Origin of the sequence: Bradyrhizobium sp. SUTN9-2 (genome assembly GCF_003122645.1) — a bacterium.
Taxonomy (GTDB): domain Bacteria; phylum Pseudomonadota; class Alphaproteobacteria; order Rhizobiales; family Xanthobacteraceae; genus Bradyrhizobium; species Bradyrhizobium yuanmingense.
This window is the reverse complement of the sequence record NZ_LAXE01000001.1, coordinates 4,999,933-5,015,367: the sequence shown is the minus strand read 5'-3', so window position 1 is coordinate 5,015,367 and position 15,435 is coordinate 4,999,933. Positions and strand designations below refer to the sequence as shown.

At 63.6% G+C, this 15,435-nt stretch carries 14 protein-coding genes; 5 read left to right on the top strand and 9 right to left on the bottom strand.

Translation table 11 applies throughout. The annotated features are described in order from the left end of the window. The first annotated feature begins 52 nt into the window (after nt 1-52). A complete protein-coding gene (locus XF30_RS23260) occupies nt 53-307 on the top strand; it encodes a hypothetical protein (RefSeq protein WP_109143957.1) in 255 nt (84 codons plus the stop codon). 575 nt (nt 308-882) lie between these two features. Here the strand turns inward: XF30_RS23260 and XF30_RS23255 are convergent. Both XF30_RS23255 and XF30_RS23250 read right to left on the bottom strand, forming a co-directional pair. After that, complete coding sequence (locus XF30_RS23255) at nt 883-2,130, bottom strand: glycosyltransferase (protein WP_109145825.1); 1,248 nt, start codon at nt 2,128-2,130, stop codon at nt 883-885. A gap of 195 nt (nt 2,131-2,325) precedes the next feature. After that, the gene (locus tag XF30_RS23250) at nt 2,326-3,126 is read right to left on the bottom strand and encodes a class I SAM-dependent methyltransferase (protein WP_225185955.1); all 801 of its coding nucleotides are present in this window, start codon (nt 3,124-3,126) and stop codon (nt 2,326-2,328) included. A gap of 66 nt (nt 3,127-3,192) precedes the next feature. On the opposite strand from XF30_RS23250, the gene XF30_RS23245 reads away from it, so the two are divergent. Then, entirely contained in the window at nt 3,193-3,651 is a 459-nt protein-coding gene (locus XF30_RS23245; RefSeq protein WP_036000430.1) for an Rrf2 family transcriptional regulator, read from the top strand. 73 nt (nt 3,652-3,724) lie between these two features. Here XF30_RS23245 and XF30_RS38215 read toward each other — a convergent pair whose 3' ends face one another. From XF30_RS38215 to XF30_RS23225, 5 genes are all read right to left on the bottom strand, one after another. After that, nucleotides 3,725-3,895: a hypothetical protein gene (locus XF30_RS38215; protein WP_157284651.1), complete on the bottom strand. Its 171-nt coding sequence runs from the start codon at nt 3,893-3,895 to the stop codon at nt 3,725-3,727. Beyond that, nucleotides 3,892-5,292, bottom strand: coding sequence for an amidase (locus tag XF30_RS23240; RefSeq protein WP_109145823.1), 1,401 nt, complete (start codon nt 5,290-5,292; stop codon nt 3,892-3,894). The genes XF30_RS38215 and XF30_RS23240 overlap by 4 nt, the downstream gene beginning before the upstream one ends. 31 nt (nt 5,293-5,323) lie before the next feature. Beyond that, nucleotides 5,324-6,673 (bottom strand): TRAP transporter large permease, encoded by a 1,350-nt coding sequence (locus XF30_RS23235; RefSeq protein WP_036000352.1) that lies wholly within the window; start codon nt 6,671-6,673, stop codon nt 5,324-5,326. Beyond that, nucleotides 6,670-7,272 (bottom strand): TRAP transporter small permease subunit, encoded by a 603-nt coding sequence (locus XF30_RS23230; protein WP_025035930.1) that lies wholly within the window; start codon nt 7,270-7,272, stop codon nt 6,670-6,672. The genes XF30_RS23235 and XF30_RS23230 overlap by 4 nt, the downstream gene beginning before the upstream one ends. A 114-nt stretch (nt 7,273-7,386) precedes the next feature. Continuing rightward, complete coding sequence (locus tag XF30_RS23225; RefSeq protein WP_036000349.1) at nt 7,387-8,514, bottom strand: TRAP transporter substrate-binding protein; 1,128 nt, start codon at nt 8,512-8,514, stop codon at nt 7,387-7,389. A gap of 415 nt (nt 8,515-8,929) precedes the next feature. Between XF30_RS23225 and XF30_RS23220 the strand changes: the two genes are divergently transcribed. Both XF30_RS23220 and XF30_RS23210 read left to right on the top strand, forming a co-directional pair. After that, nucleotides 8,930-10,210, top strand: coding sequence for an amidohydrolase family protein (locus XF30_RS23220; RefSeq protein ID WP_057029323.1), 1,281 nt, complete (start codon nt 8,930-8,932; stop codon nt 10,208-10,210). A 282-nt stretch (nt 10,211-10,492) separates the two neighbouring features. Next, a complete protein-coding gene (locus tag XF30_RS23210) occupies nt 10,493-12,115 on the top strand; it encodes an ABC-F family ATP-binding cassette domain-containing protein (protein WP_109143956.1) in 1,623 nt (540 codons plus the stop codon). Here the strand turns inward: XF30_RS23210 and XF30_RS23205 are convergent. After that, nucleotides 12,112-13,095 carry a glycerophosphodiester phosphodiesterase family protein gene (locus XF30_RS23205; RefSeq protein WP_370141197.1) on the bottom strand — a complete coding sequence of 328 codons (984 nt, stop codon included), beginning with the start codon at nt 13,093-13,095 and terminating at the stop codon, nt 12,112-12,114. The genes XF30_RS23210 and XF30_RS23205 overlap by 4 nt on opposite strands. Before the next feature lie 141 nt (nt 13,096-13,236). Between XF30_RS23205 and XF30_RS23200 the strand changes: the two genes are divergently transcribed. Next, complete coding sequence (locus XF30_RS23200) at nt 13,237-14,112, top strand: MBL fold metallo-hydrolase (protein ID WP_109143955.1); 876 nt, start codon at nt 13,237-13,239, stop codon at nt 14,110-14,112. Nucleotides 14,113-14,115: 3 nt separating this feature from the next. Here the strand turns inward: XF30_RS23200 and XF30_RS23195 are convergent, their stop codons facing one another. After that, nucleotides 14,116-15,168: a type II asparaginase gene (locus XF30_RS23195; protein ID WP_109145821.1), complete on the bottom strand. Its 1,053-nt coding sequence runs from the start codon at nt 15,166-15,168 to the stop codon at nt 14,116-14,118. Between the last annotated feature and the right edge of the window lie 267 nt (nt 15,169-15,435).

The following is a 15,435-nucleotide window of genomic DNA, read 5'->3' as shown; positions in this document are numbered from 1 at the left end:
TCGGGCGGGCACGAGATCGGTTGAGTTGTTCCGCAACGGATGGAGCACACGCATGGACATGAAGGAAGCCGCGGCAATGACCGAAGCCTCCGGGCTGACGGACGATCAGGGCGGCATGGAGCGGACTTCAGGCCCGCGGCCGGGTTCCGGAGAGCAAGAACGGGCTTTTGCTCCGCAGGCCCGCACGCCGTCGCCAGAGCCGGCGAAGCGATGGGTTGATCAGTTGCGCGAGGTGACGGTGAGGGCGCCGTTACGGTCCTTGCTCGTCGCTTTCCTGGCCGGAGTATGGATCGCTCGCCGCCGCTAGGAACTGTGACAAGAAGCAAGCGGTTTCAGGCGCTGGCATAGGAAAGGGTGGACGATGAGACTTCTGGTTTTGGCCGCGACTGTCCTTCTGGGCACCATCTCGTTTTCCATGGCGCAAAGCTCAGGAGGCGGTTCAGGAGGTGCTTCCTCCGCTGGAGGGGCGGGCGCAACCGGTTCGGGCGGCGCTGGTGGCTCGACGCTCTCGAACGGGACGACGCTGAGCGGAACCGGCGGTTCGCCGGGGCCCAACACGCTTAATGCAAAGGGCCAGGGAACGACGGGCCAGAGACTCGGGCTGCCCCCGTCCGGTCAGGAGGGTGGCGGATCTCGACCGTCTTACAACACGCCAGCCGCCGACGCCGCCATCCAGCAGCTTGGAAACACCAACACGGGCATCCTTAAGAAGTAGCGGTGATCAAGGCGGCGTGCCCACTCGCTGTGGCGGCGGCGCTTTGACGTTCGCCCTGCAGTGGACCAGGAGCAGGCACCTGCAGGTCCAGATCGTTGAGCGACCGCAAGGGCTGCTCACCTGCATTGCAACTCGAGCCTTTTGAATCGGCCTGTGCAATTTCGGGCCTAATTGAGAAGGTGTTGGCTTCGCAGGAAGCCAATCGCGCTTGCGACGCCGTCTTCGACGCGGATCGCTTCGCCAAGGCGGTTCGCTCGCTGCTGAATCAACGGATTTCCGGTGGCCTCTGCGATCGCGGCGGCCAGCCAATCGGCTGAAAGGTTCCTCACTCCTCTTGATCTTGGTCCGACGCCCAGATCATCGATGCGCCTTCCCCAGAACGGCTGGTCGCCAAAGAAGGGACAAATGATATTCGGCTTGCCAGCTCGAAGCGCAGCCCCCGTAGTGCCGGCCCCGCCGTGATGGACGCAGGCCGACATCAGCGGGAACAACTGCGCATGCGGTGCGCCTTGGATGAAATGGACGTGACTGGCTCCGAGATCGCCTCGAAGAGCACCGCCGCCGACCGCTAGAACGCCGCGTTTCCCAGCCTTGGCCAATGCCTCCAGTACGAGTTTCGTCAGGGACGTCGGGTCGACACCTGGCATGCTGCCAAAGCCCACATAAACAGGCCGCTCATCGCCCTCTACGAAGCGCTGGAGTTGCGGGTCAGGCTGCCAAACGTCGTCGCCTCCCAGGAACCAGTACCCAGTCACCGCGACAGTATTCGGCCAGTCCGGCGGAACGGGCACGACATGCGGACTATAGGCGTAGAGCGTCGCGCGAGGCCGCAGCTTCTTCTCCGGCGTGTTTGCGAGGTGGAGCTCGGTGGCCCGCCATTCCCCGATCATCCCGCGAAAGAGGGCGTAGGCGCTGTGAGCCATCGCGCTGTGCGTGAGTCTGTTGAGGGGGCCAAGCGAGCGGAACGGCACGAGCGGGCTCGCGAACGCTGCTGTCGGTGTGAAGCCAGGCAGGGGAGAAGCCAGAACGGCAGGGCAGGATAACTTTTCTGCGATATGCGCCGCGGCGATGGCCTTCGGGTGATAGATGATCAGTTCTGGACGAAATCGTCGGGCGGCTTGCCATTCGGCGCTGAGCTGTTGGCGGCCGATCGGCCTGAACTGCTTCAGCATCCTGAAGCCAGCCATAGACCCCGCACCGCCCGCCATTGCCGCCTTGGCTTCCGGGGTTTCCAGGAGGGCGAGATATTCACTCGGAAGATGCGCGAAAGCGATGCCGCGGCTCACGACGAACGATTCGAACTGCGAGGGCGCGGCGATCAGCACTTCGTGCCCGGCCTGCTTCAGACCGAGCGCCAAGGCGAGATAGGGTTGCACGTCGCCGCGGGTGCCTAGTGTATGGATTGCGACTCGCATGCTTCTGACCATTGAGAAATGGATTGGGACGACAACCGCTGCTCAGACAAGCCGCTTCTGATGAAGCTTTGACCACACCCCACCCATGTGTCGCAATCGGGCGCGAGTTTCTGCTCACTGGTCAGACGCTCGGGTTTCGGGAGATCGAGAGATCGGCCGATAGTGTGACGGCCCGCCAGGTTTATTGTTTGAGCTTCATCGTTCAGCGACGCCAATGAGTGCGGTCGAGCTTATCGGCAGCACCGGACGACCATCGGCTCTGGCCCGCACCTCGGCAATCACCGCCGCCTTTTCGATGTCGTCCAGGCTGGTCCAGTCGGGCGACATGCCAAAGAGCGTGTCAGGCGCGTCGAGCGCCGCGACGTCGAGCAGAAAATCATGAGTCACCGTGTCGATCCGGGGATTGCGATAGCCGGCAGCGACGAGGGCGCGGGCGAAATCGTCCGGATCGCTCAGGGCCTGAACGGCTTCAGGCATTGCCATGCCCGGCCGATCAGGGAACAGCTTTTGCCGCACTTCGCCCAACAGGAGGAAGGTCGCCGCGCCCCGATCCTGCCAGGTCGCAACCACGCCATGCCCGCCGGGGCGCGTCACCCGTCGCATCTCGGCCAAACCCTTGCGCCAATCGGGGAACATGATGACACCGAAGATCGAAAAGACGGCATCGAAATGCGCGTCGGGCAGGTCCAGCGCCTGTCCGTCCATGACCCGCGCCTTCACATTGGGCAGACCAGCAGCTGCGATGCATCCGACCATGCCGGGCGAGAAGTCGGTCGCCAGGACTCGTGCGCCGGTGCGAGCGGCTGCGAGGGCGAGCGCGCCGGTGCCGGCTGCCACATCGAGAACATGACTCTGAGGCGTCAGGGTTACGCGCGCCAGCGCCGCCTCCGCAAACAGGGCGGTGAAGGGGTGCGCGGTCTCTCGATAATGCCTGGCTGCGCTGTCCCAGTGGTCTGGATCCTCAAACTGTTGCACGTCGGATACCTCACGAGTCATGTAACTTTATATGTATCATGACTGCGTGCCCTTGCCAATGATGGGATGCGTGCGAAAGATCAGCCGATGCGAAACGACAGCCGCCTTTCTCGAATGCTGCATGTGCTGCTCCACATGGCGCGACATGACGGCCCCATGACCTCGGAGGCGATCGGCACGATGCTGGGGACCAATCCGGTCGTCGTTCGCCGCACATTGGCGGGGCTGCGCGATGCGGGCTATGTCCGGTCGGACAAAGGGCATGGCGGCGGGTGGGTCATCGCGTGCGACCTCGAGCGCGTGTCACTTCTCGATGTCTATCGTGCGGTTGGTGGTCCCCGGCTATTTGCGATCGGGAACGAGCATTCCAATCCAGACTGTGCGATCGAGCAACTCGTCAACGCAGCGGTGGACGATGTCCTTCGCGATGCCGAAGCATTGCTGGTCGAACGGTTGGGCGCGGTGAGCCTCGCAGACTTGAGCAAAGGTCTCGACGCGCGCTGCGCAGGCGATCCCAGGTGGCAGCTCGAACGGGTTGGCCGCTAAAGCTCTCTTCTTGTCGTAATTCCGGCTGCTCCGGCCAATGCGAGAAGTGAAGCGTCTTCTTGCCATGGGGCATTCAGCGAGGCGCGCCGTTCGTCCGCAGGGATCGCACGAAATCGATCACGGCCAGCACCACGACGCAGACAACGATGATGATGAGCGGAATGGCCTTGATCCAGACCAGCAGGATTCCAAGAAATGCGATCATGAGCGCGAGGCCGATGAGTCCGGTGATCAGATTGGTCATCGCACTTTCCTTTTCTCCGCGCCCGGAGCCGAGTTCGATCCGGCGCTCGGGGCGTTGCGCCGACCGCTACCACGCGTGCGCCCGATGGACTTGATCAGCCAGTGCGCCGTGCGCAAGAGGCGGGCGTCGTTGCCGCGGCGGCCGACGAGCTGGACCCCCAGCGGAAGGCCCGTTTCGGAACGCATCAAGGGCAAGCTGATCGCGGGCACGCCGAGATAGGTCCAGAGCGAGCAGAAAGCCGGGTTGCCGGTCGTTTCGATTCCGGGCGCCGCGCCCGGCGCGGCGGGCGTCAGGATGGCGTCGTATTCATCGAAAACGTGGTCCAGGGCCTGGTTGAGCGGCGCAATCCCAGCCAGAGCGTTGCAATAATCCGCCGCAAGATGCGCGCGGCCGCGCTCGATCGCCTGGCGTAGCCGCGTGCTCAGCCTGTCGCCGCCGCGCTGGTCATCGCGCCGCAGATTGTGCGCCATATCAACTTCCATGATGATGCGGTGCATGTCGACGGCCCCGTCGAAGCTCGGCCCAAGCTCGACCTCGCTGCACGCTTCGCCCAAAGCGTCGACGAGCTCGGCAAAGGCTTCCCGCGTCACCGGCTCGGCCTGATCCCAGACCGGAGAGCGCACAAAGGCAAATCGCGGCGGCAACGGCGGCTCGCTCGCCGCGACCGCAGAGAATGGCGGGCGAGCAACTGGCCGGGTGTCCGGATCCTCCGGGTCGAAGTCGACCATGACCTCCGCCAGCAGGGCCGCGTCCTCGACGTTGCGCCCGAACACGCCGACATGATCGAGCGTGCGCGACAATTGGAGCGCGCCGCTGCGTGGAATGAGACCATGCGTGGGCTTGAAGCCGACCACGCCGCAGAAGGCGGCAGGGCGGATCACCGAGCCGTTGGTCTGCGAGCCGATGGCACCCGGCACCATCAGCGCCGCGACAGCCGCGGCGGAGCCCGAGGACGATCCGCCGGGGGTGTGATTTGGGTTGTGCGGATTTCGGGTCTTGCCCGGATTGTAGTACGCGTACTCGGTGGTCACCGTCTTGCCGAGGATCACCGCTCCAGCCGCCCGCAGACGCGCCACGGCCGCCGCATCGCGCCGCGGCGTGCGTCCGGCCCACAGCTCCGATCCGAATTCGGTCGGCATGTCGCCGGTGTCGAAGATATCCTTGATGCCCACGGGCACGCCATGCAGCGGGCCTGTGGCCTTGCCGTGCTTGCGATGATCGTCGGCCGCCTCGGCCTGCCGCATCGCGTGGTCGCGATCGAGAAACGCCCACGCCTGGATATCGCGATCGACCTCATCGATGCGCCTGAGGCAGTCGCCGACGAGCTCCACCGAGCTGAGCCGGCCGTCGCGGATGCCGGCCGCGGCGTCCGCGAGGCCGAGCGCGTTGAGACTCATGCGCAGCCTCTCGTCGGTTTGCCGGGTCCGCTCATCGCGCCCCATAGAGATAGCTCGGCAGCCACAATGCGATCCCCGGGAAGATGTAGACCAGTGCCATGGTGAGGAAGACCAGGCCGACGAACGGAAGCGCGCCGGAGAAGATGTCGGTCAGCTTCACCTCAGGCGGCGCCACGCCCTTCAGATAGAAGGCGGCCATCGCGACCGGCGGCGTGTTGAACGCGGTCTGCGTGTTCAGTGCCACCAGAATGCCGAAGAAGATCGGATCGATGCCGTACTGGGGAAGCAGCGGCAGGAAGATCGGCACGAAGATGATGATGATCTCGGTCCATTCCAGCGGCCAGCCGAGCAGAAAGATGATGATCTGGGTCAGCAGCAGGAACTGGATCGGCGAAAGGTTCATCGAAGTGAAGAACTGCTCGACCACCGATTGTCCGCCAAGGACGGCAAATACCGCCGAAAACGTCCAGGACCCGATGAAGAGGTAGCAGACCATCGCGGTCGCGCGCACGGTCAGATACACGGATTCGCGTATCATCTCGTAGTTGAGCGAACGATAGGCGGCCGCCAGCACGATGCTCATGAGGGCTCCCACCGCGGCAGCTTCCGAGGGCGTCGCCAGCCCAAACAGGATCGCGCCGAGCACCGAAACGATCAGCAACGCGAGCGGCAGGAACGACGTGGCAAGCGCCCAGATGACCTTCGAGGTCGGCACGTCGGTCTGCTCGCGCGGCAGCTTCGGCGCGAGCGCGGGATTGATGATCGCGCGCGTCATCGCATAGAGGACATACAAGCCGGCCAGCATGAACCCCGGAAAGAACGCCGCCGCGTAAAGCTTGACCGCCGAGACGCCGGCAGTCGCCGCATAGACGATCAGGAGAATGCTCGGCGGAATCAGGATGCCGAGGCAGCCACCGGCGCAGACGACGCCCGCCGACAGCTTGGCGTCATAGCCGGCTCGCAGCATCGCCGGCAATGCCAGCAGCCCCATCAGCGTGACGACGGCGCCGACGATGCCGGTGGCCGTCGCGAACATGGCGCAGGTGATCAGCGTGGCCACGGCAAGTGCGCCCGGCACGTTCTTCATCGACAGCTGCAGCGAGTAGAACAGGCGATCGAGGATGTTCGCGCGCTCGATCAAATAACCCATGAACAGGAATAGCGGAACTGCCACCAGCACGTCGCTGGATGTGACCTCGAACGTCTTCTGCACCAGAAGCGTGAAGATGCGGTTCTGGAAGAAGTCCTGACCGGGGGTGTAGTAGGCATAGTAGCCGAACGAGACGCCCATCGCCATCAGCGTGAAGGCGATCGGGAAGCCGAGCATGATGATGAAGATGAAGAGGCCCAGCATCAGCATGCCGAGTTGAGGATCGGTCATGCGCCTGGTCCCTTCTCGCTCTGCGGCTCAGCCGCGTGCTGCTGATGTTCGCGGATGACGAGGCTCTCGGTCTCCTCCACGTCGTGCAGGCGTTGCGGCCATCGACCGGTGCGGATGCACAGCACGCAGCGGATGATCTCGGCGACCCCTTGCAGGAACAGAAGGAAGCCGGTGAGCGGGATCAGCGCCTTCAGTGGAAACACGGGAACGCCGGCCGGACTGAAGATGCTGACTTCGCGGAAGCGCACCGACATCTGGGCGTAGTTCCAGCCCGAATACATCAGCGCCGCGATCGCCGGCAGGAAGAACAGGATATACAGGACGAGGTCCATCGTCGCCTGGGTGCGCGGCGACCAGAGGCGGTAGACCACGTCGGCGCGGACATGGCCGTTTCGCGAGAGCGTGTACGCGCCGGCCATCAGGAACATCGCGCCGTAGGTGATGTAGCTGATGTCGAAAGCCCAGGTGGTCGGCGCACGCAGCACGTAGCGCACGAACACCTCGTAGCTGACTCCCAGGGTGAGAACGAGGATCAGCCAGGCGAACGCCTTGCCCACCCACGTGCTGAGCTCATCGATGAAGAACAGGAATTTCGTCATGCGAGCTGAACTCGCTGCGAGCAGTCCATCCGGATGTCCCCCTCCAACTCGTGGGCGGCGCTTCAATTGCGCCGCCCTCGCGATAAGACCTGACGCGATCCCCCGCGACAGCCGTCAGACCTTGAGCACGCCCGGGAAGTGATGCTCGAAGGCGCCGCGGTAGTCCGTCGCGTTGTTCATGTTGTAGTAAACCACGCGGCGCACCCATTCCTTCTGCGAATCCATCACCTTCTTCATGAACGGATCCGAGCCGAGCTGGGCGATCAGACCGTCCCACGCCTTGATCTGCGCGTCGAACACAGACTTCGGTGTGCGCTGGACGTTGACCTTGTCCTTGTTGATCAGCTCCTGCAGGTCCTTCGAATAATAATCCATGGCCTTCCATTCGTTGGCGGAGGACACGGCTTCGGCGGCGTATTGCAGGATCGCCTGCTGTTCCTTCGGCAGCGCGTTGAATTTCGTCCGGTTGAACATGATCTCGAAATATTCCGTCGCCTGATGATGGCTGCCCATCATGTAGTTCTTGGCGACATCCTGCGCGCCGAAGCGCCGGTCCGAGGTCGGATTGTTGAACTCGAACCCGTCGATCACGCCGCGCTCCATCGCGGGTACGATCTCGCCGCCGGGCAGCTGCGCGACCGATGCGCCCATCGCCTGGAAGAGATCGGCGGCCAGACCCACCGTGCGATATTTCAAGCCCTTGAGATCGGCGTCGCTGGTGATCGGCTTCTTGAACCAGCCGAGCGGCTGGGTCGGCATCGGCATGGCGAAGAAGCTCTTGATGTTGACGTTCATGATCTTGGTCTGGAGCTCCTCGAACAGCTCCTTGCCGCCGCCGTTGTGGATCCAGCCAAGGCCTTCGTTGGCGTTGAAGCCGAACACCGGGCCGGTGCCGAACAGCGAGGCGGCCTTGTGCTTGCCGTACCAGTACACCGTCACCGTGTGTGCCGCGTCGATCTGGCCGCCATGAACGCCGTCGAAGACCTGGAACGGATGCACGACCGAGCCGCCGACCAGATAGTCGATGCGCAGCCGGCCTCCGGCCATATCGTTGACGCGCTTCACATAATCTTCGGCCATCTCGTTGAAGACATCGGCCTTGCCCCACGAGCCCTGCATCTTCAGGGTCGCTGTCTGCGCCCGGCTGACTTGCGGCATGGCGATAGTGGCAGCGCCGGCCGCGCCGGCGGTCAGCAGGAATTTGCGACGAGTTGTTCTGGTCTTTTCGGACTTTGCAGTCATGGACGTCCTCCCTGGCGGCCTGATTGTTCGAACGCGTTTCGACGCGCTTGTCGTTGTGAACCGCTGGAGGTATGCCGCATTCCAGCGACTTTGATCACAGTTTGGACGCATTGCCGGCATCCGACAAGCCCCGGTGTCGCATTATTGGTCTTAGACGTTCGACTCCAAGCAGCCGGATATTCACGCGCATGTCGCGGCGCAGCAAAGATGCAGCCGGACTTCTGCCAGTGGTGCCCGCCCGATGCGATTCTGGAAAATTTCGCGGCTCCTCAGGGCTCGCGTGCCGTCATAGGATCGGATCATCCGGGCTTCATTTCCAAGCCCGTTCGTTGTGAACTCGACCTTGGCGGCGAAAGCAGATCTGGACATCCAGCCCGGCCGTTGCCGCGAACAAAAGCACAGAGGGGGGATCATCATGCCTGCGTTGTCACGCCGCGATTTCCTGGCACTCTCGACGGCGGCCGCCGCCGTCGGCCTCGCCGCGCCCGCGCGCGGGGCGATGGGGCCGAACGACAAATACGATCTGGTGATCCGCGGCGGCGAGGTGCTCGACCCCAGCCAGTCGCTGCGCGCCAGGCGCGATGTCGGCATCCGCTGGGGCACGATCGAGGCGGTCCAGGAGGCGATCCCGGCGGAGCGCGCGCTGAAGAGCATCGACGCCTCGGGCAAGCTGGTGATGCCCGGCCTGATCGATCTGCATTGTCACGTCTATCCCTACGGCTCGGCGATCGGCATTCCCGCCGACGAGCTGGTCCAGTTCCAGGGCACGACGACCGTCGTGTCGGCGGGCGATGCCGGCGTCAACAATCTGGCGGCGTTGCGCCGCTTCATCGTGGCCCAGACTCGGGCGCGGATGTACGCCTTCGTCCACATCGCCAATAACGGCCTGTCGGCGTTCCCGGTCGCCGAGCTCCACAACATCGATACAGCGCAGACCGAAGCCTGCGCCATGGCACTGGCCGAGAATTCGGACTTCCTGCTCGGGGTCAAGGTGCGCATGTCGGAAAACGTCATCTTCAAGCATGGGCTCGAGCCGCTCAAGCGCGGCATCCAGGCGTGCGAGATGTGCGGCTGGCCGGCGAAGATGATGGTACATATCGGCGGCGTCGAATCCAAGGAGCTGATGTCGCAAATCCTCGACCTGATGCGCCCGGGCGACGTGCTGACGCATGCCTATTCGGGCGCCCCGAACATGTCGAGCGTGTTCACGAATATCGTTCAGGACGGCAAGCTGCTGCCTGCGGCTCTCGCGGCCAAGCAGCGCGGCGTCATGTTCGACGTCGGGCATGGCGGCGGCAGCTTCGATTTCACCGTGGCGGAAGTGGCGATCCCCGGCGGATGCGCTCCTGATACCATCTCTTCGGACATCCACGTCTTCTCCGGCAATTCGCCGGGGATTCCCTTCCTGCCCAACGTCATGAGCAAGTTCATGACGCTCGGTTTCACGCTGGAGCAGGTGGTCGCAATGGCAACGACCGCGCCGGCGAAGATCATCAGCCGCGCGCCGAAGATCGGCACGCTGCAGGTCGGTGCGCCCGCCGACGTCGCGATCATGGAGCTGGTGGAGGGACCGGTCAGCTTCGTCGACACGCGCAACAACAGGAGGGAAGGGAAAGCCCACCTCAAGCCGATCCAGACCGTCATCAACGGCGTGCCGTTCGGGCGGCCGTATCAGGCGCCGTTCTCAGTAAGATAGAGAGGCGGCGCCGGTCTCAGGTCTCTTCGAGATTCGGCGAAAAGTTCTTACAGGCCGAGCGTTGATCTCCGGGCCTTCGACCCAGCCGATGGAAAAGCCGACATATCCGGCAAGCGAAGCATAGATGCCCGTGCCGGACGCAGTTTGCCCGACCCATTTGCCCGTAGGCCCCGAACCGAGCGGTCACGAGCGAATGGGCTCGATCCCGGCCTGTCCCGGGCTTCCCCTCACGCCCCGTATGGCCTATGACGCTGCAACGCAAAAATCCCCCAAAAGTCACGCATGATCCGCCTCGACAACGTCAGCAAGCAAGCCGGCCACCAGATCCTGTTCATCGAAGCCTCCGCGGCCCTCAACAAGGGGGAGAAGATCGGTCTCGTCGGCCCGAACGGCGCCGGCAAGAGCACGCTGTTCCGGATGATCGCCGGCGAGGAACTGCCCGACGAGGGTCAGGTCTCGATCGATCGTGGCATCACCATCGGCTATTTCAACCAGGACGTCGGCGAGATGAGTGGCCGCAGCGCGGTGGCCGAGGTGATGGACGGCGCCGGCCCCGTCAGCGAGGTCGCAGCTGAATTGCGCGAGCTCGAGGCCGCCATGGCCGACCCCGACAAGGCCGACCAGATGGACGAGATCATCGCCCGCTATGGCGAGGTGCAGCACCGGTTCGAGGAGCTCGACGGCTATGCGCTCGACGGCCGCGCGCGCGAGGCGCTCTCCGGCCTCGGCTTCAGCCAGGAGATGATGGACGGGGACGTCGGCAAGCTCTCCGGCGGCTGGAAGATGCGCGTGGCGCTGGCGCGCATTCTCCTGATGCGCCCCGATGTCATGCTGCTCGACGAGCCGAGCAACCATCTGGATCTGGAAAGCCTGATCTGGCTGGAAAAATTCCTGCACGATTACGAAGGCACGCTGCTGATGACCTCGCACGACCGCGAGTTCATCAACCGCGTGATCTCCAAGGTGATCGAGATCGATTCCGGCTCGCTCACCACCTACACCGGCGATTACGAATTCTACGAGCAGCAGCGGGCGCAGAACGAGAAGCAGCAGCAGGCGCAGTTCGAGCGCCAGCAGGCCATGCTCGCCAAGGAGATCAAGTTCATCGAGCGCTTCAAGGCGCGCGCGTCGCATGCGGCCCAGGTGCAGAGCCGGGTCAAGAAGCTCGACAAGATCGAGCGGGTCGAGCCGCCGCGCCGCCGCCAGAGCGTCGCGTTCGACTTCCTGCCGGCGCCGCGCTCGGGCGAGGACGTCGTCGCGCTCAAGAACGTGCACAAGGGCTATGGCTCAAAGCGCATCTATGACGGGCTGGACTTCATGATCCGCCGTAAGGAGCGCTGGTGCGTGATGGGCGTCAATGGCGCCGGCAAGTCGACGCTGCTCAAGCTGGTTGCCGGTGCGAGCGAGCCCGACGAGGGCACCGTGGCGCTCGGCGGCAGCGTCAAGATGGGCTATTTCGCCCAGCACGCGATGGATCTGCTCGACGGCGAGCGCACCGTGTTCCAGTCGCTGGAGGACGCGTTTCCGACGGCGGGGCAGGGCTCCTTGCGCGCGCTCGCCGGCTGCTTCGGCTTCTCTGGCGACGACGTCGAGAAGCGCTGCCGCGTGCTCTCGGGCGGCGAGAAGGCGCGCCTCGTCATGGCCAAGATGCTGTTCGACCCGCCGAACTTCCTGGTGCTTGACGAGCCCACCAACCATCTCGACCTCGCCACCAAGGAAATGCTGATCAATGCGCTGTCGGATTTCGAGGGCACCATGCTGTTCGTCTCGCACGACCGGCATTTCTTGGCGACGCTGTCGAACCGCGTGCTGGAGCTGACGCCTGAGGGCATCCACCAATATGGCGGCGGCTACACCGAATATGTCGCGCGCACCGGGCAGGAGGCGCCGGGGTTGCGGAGCTAGTCATGGCTTTTGCCCGTCAGTCTGGCGACGGTCTCGATTTCGTTGGTCCAAATGCCGCCGGAATAGCTTTGCGGAAGGCGGGCGAGCAATTCCGCCGTGTCGACGCCCGTAGAAAACCCGCCGCCGCTGTAGGGGCCGAGCACGAACGCGGCGCTGTTGACGCCATTCATGCGTGCGAGGAAGCGATCGGGCCAGCCCCATAGCCAGGGGGCGACGTTGATTGGCACCAGCACCATCGCGTTGCGGCAAGCCTGCGGGACGAGGCCTGTCCAGCCGTAGCCGATATAGCGGACCAGGCAGCTTCGGATGGCTGCGCGCGAGATCGTGCGGACATCCGGGACGAGGCGACGGATCACGTCGATGGGCTCGTCGCCGCCATAGACCATGATGGTGCTGCGCCTCCCGGCCGGCAACGCGGTCAGCACGCCGGCAAGTTTCTCGCCTTCGTCCGGGTCCCGGCTCTTCACGTTGATGAGCAACTGCTTGTCGGAGAAGGCAGCGAACACCTCCGACAATGTCGGCATCATGCCGACGCCCTTGCCGCGGAACGGGAAGGTCTTGCCGCCGTCGGCGGTGTAGCCGTAGCCGATATCGAGCGTCTTCAGCTTTGCCATGCTCTGCGCGCGGGTGACGCCGAGGCCGTCGGTCCGGCAGTCGAGCGTCCAGTCATGGAAGACGGCGAACTCGCCGTCATTGGTCGGGTGCACGTCGAGCTCGACGATGTCGGCACCGGCCGCGAAGCTCGCGCGCATCGAGCGCAGCGTGTTTTCGAGATAGTCGTGCACCGGCGGCAGCATCCGCGCGGCGGTGCAGGTATCGTTCTTCAGGTCGCGTTCATCGAACCGCTGCGCCATGCCGCGATGGGCGAGCAGCACCGGCTTGCCGTCCCGATGTGGCGCCAGAAGGCTTGTATTGTTGACGTAAATTGCAGCTGCGACGGCGATCATGATCGCCGCGGTCACTTTCAGTTTCCTGCCCACCAGACATTCCTCATTCCATGATCATCATCCTCAGTGTTTGAGGTCGATTTGCGGCACCCCGCGCAAGACGTCCCGGCACGGTCGGCGTCTTGAATGCCTCCCGTTCGTTCGTTACGCTTCGCAAAATGGGAACGAACAACCATGAAGCAGCTGCGGATCGGCGACATCACCATCGATGCGGTGATCGAGCGGGAGGGGCCATGGCGGCGGCCCCAGGACTTTTTCCCGACCTATGACGAAGACGTCTTCAAGCGCCATCTGCCGACGATGGAGCCGGAGGTGTTCGATGCCGCGCGCGGCATGATGGTGATCACCTACCAGACCTTCGTGGTCCGCACGCCGCGTTACACCATCCTTGTCGACACCTGCACCGGTGAGGACAAAGGCCATCCGCCGCCGTTCGATTTCCCCGGCAAGGCGCGCTGGCGCAATGAGCTGTTTGCGCTCGGCATCGGCTTTGAGCAGATCGACTACGTGTTCTGCACGCATCTGCACATCGACCATACCGGATGGAACACGACCCTGCGCGACGGCCGTTGGGTGCCGACGTTCCCGAATGCGAAATATATTTTCCACAAGGGCGAGTATGCGGCCTGGGAAGCCGAGCATGCCAAGGGCAACAATCCGCCTGGCACCGTCTTTCGCGACAATTGCCGGCCGGTCGCCGAGGCCGGGCAGGCGCTGCTCGTCGACGACGACTACGCGCTCGACGACACCGTTACGCTCACGCCGACGCCGGGGCATTCGCCGTGCCATTGTTGCGTGAACATTCTTTCGAAGGGCCAGCGCGCCGTGGTCGCGGGCGACCTCATGCACCACCAGATTCAGTGTCGTGAGCCGGATTGGTCGGCGAAGCCGGATTGGGATGCGAAGCTGTCGGCGGTGTCGCGAGCAAAGTTCTTCGCCTCTGTTGCCGACACCGACACGCTGATCCTGCCGATCCATTTTCCGACGCCCACGGTTGGCCTGATCAAGCCGTTCGGCGCGGCGTTCGATTATCGTTTCAAGCGCGACTAGGCTCTAATAGGTGTAGAACATCCGCTGAATGTCCTTGGTGTCGCTCGTCTTGGTCAACGCCAGCATCAGCAGAATGCGCGCCTTCTGGGGATTGAGCGTATCGGAGACGACGAAGTCGTGCTCATCGTCCTTGGCCTCGCCATTGCGCGCGACGATGCCGTTGCCGACGCGGCTGCTGCGAAGGATCACGACGCCTTTCTTGCGGGCTTCGTCGAGCGCCGGCTCGACCGCCGGGCGGGCCAGGCTGCCGTCACCCACGCCGGCATGGACGATCCCCTTGGCGCCGGCGCCGACAAAGGCATCGATCGCGACCCGGTTCATGTTGGCGTAGCCGTAGACGATGTCGACCTGCGGCAGGACATCGAGCTTGGACACGTCGAATTCAGAATCTGCCGTGTGCCGGCGGGTCGATTGCCGATAGAAATACGGCTTGTTGCCCTGCATGTAGCCGAGAAAGCCGAGTTCAGGCGTGCGAAAGGTGTCTGCCGTGGACGTGTTGTTCTTGGTGACATCGCGCGCGGCGTTGATCTGATCGTTGAGGGCGACGAGCACGCCCTTGCCCACGGCTTCTTCACTGCCGGCGAGGATCACCGCATTGAAGAGATTGATCGGGCCGTCCGCGCTGATCGCGGTCGATGGCCGCATCGCACCGACGACGACCACAGGCTTCTTGCTCTTGACGACCAGATTGAGGAAATAGCTGGTTTCCTCGATCGTATCGGTCCCGTGTGTGATCACGATCCCGTCCACGTCGTCCTGCGCGAGGAGCGTATTGACGCGCTTGGCGAGCTTCAGCCAATGATCATTGTTCATATTCTCGCTGGCGATCTGGAAGACCTGCTCGCCCTTGACGTTGGCCACGGTTTTCAACTCGGGGACGGCGTTCAAGAGGGTCTCGATGCCCACCGTGGCCGCGGTATACCCGATGACGGTGGTGCTGCTCGCCCCGCTGCCGGCGATCGTGCCGCCGGTTGCGAGAACCATGACGTTGGGCAGGCCGGGGCTTCTCGCGTTGGCAACGTCAACGATCATGAGCAGCGCAAAGAGCACGCTCATTATCGCCATCATGTGATCACGCACGCGGAACTGCAACATCTCGTCCATCCTTTGCTGGAAGCCTCGTTGATGCGCCCCGGTTCGCTCAGCGTCGCATCATCTGTCAGCCGCTGCGTTCTGTCTAGGGTCGCGGCGCGTTTGCTTTACGCGCTCGGCGCGTGTCGGAAACTGGCGGTGCGGAGGCACCAAAAAGCAAATGGCCGGGACATTCTCGCGCGAAGACGCGCTTCTGCCCGGCTATGACGGCATTTCGGTTGTGGCTTTGCT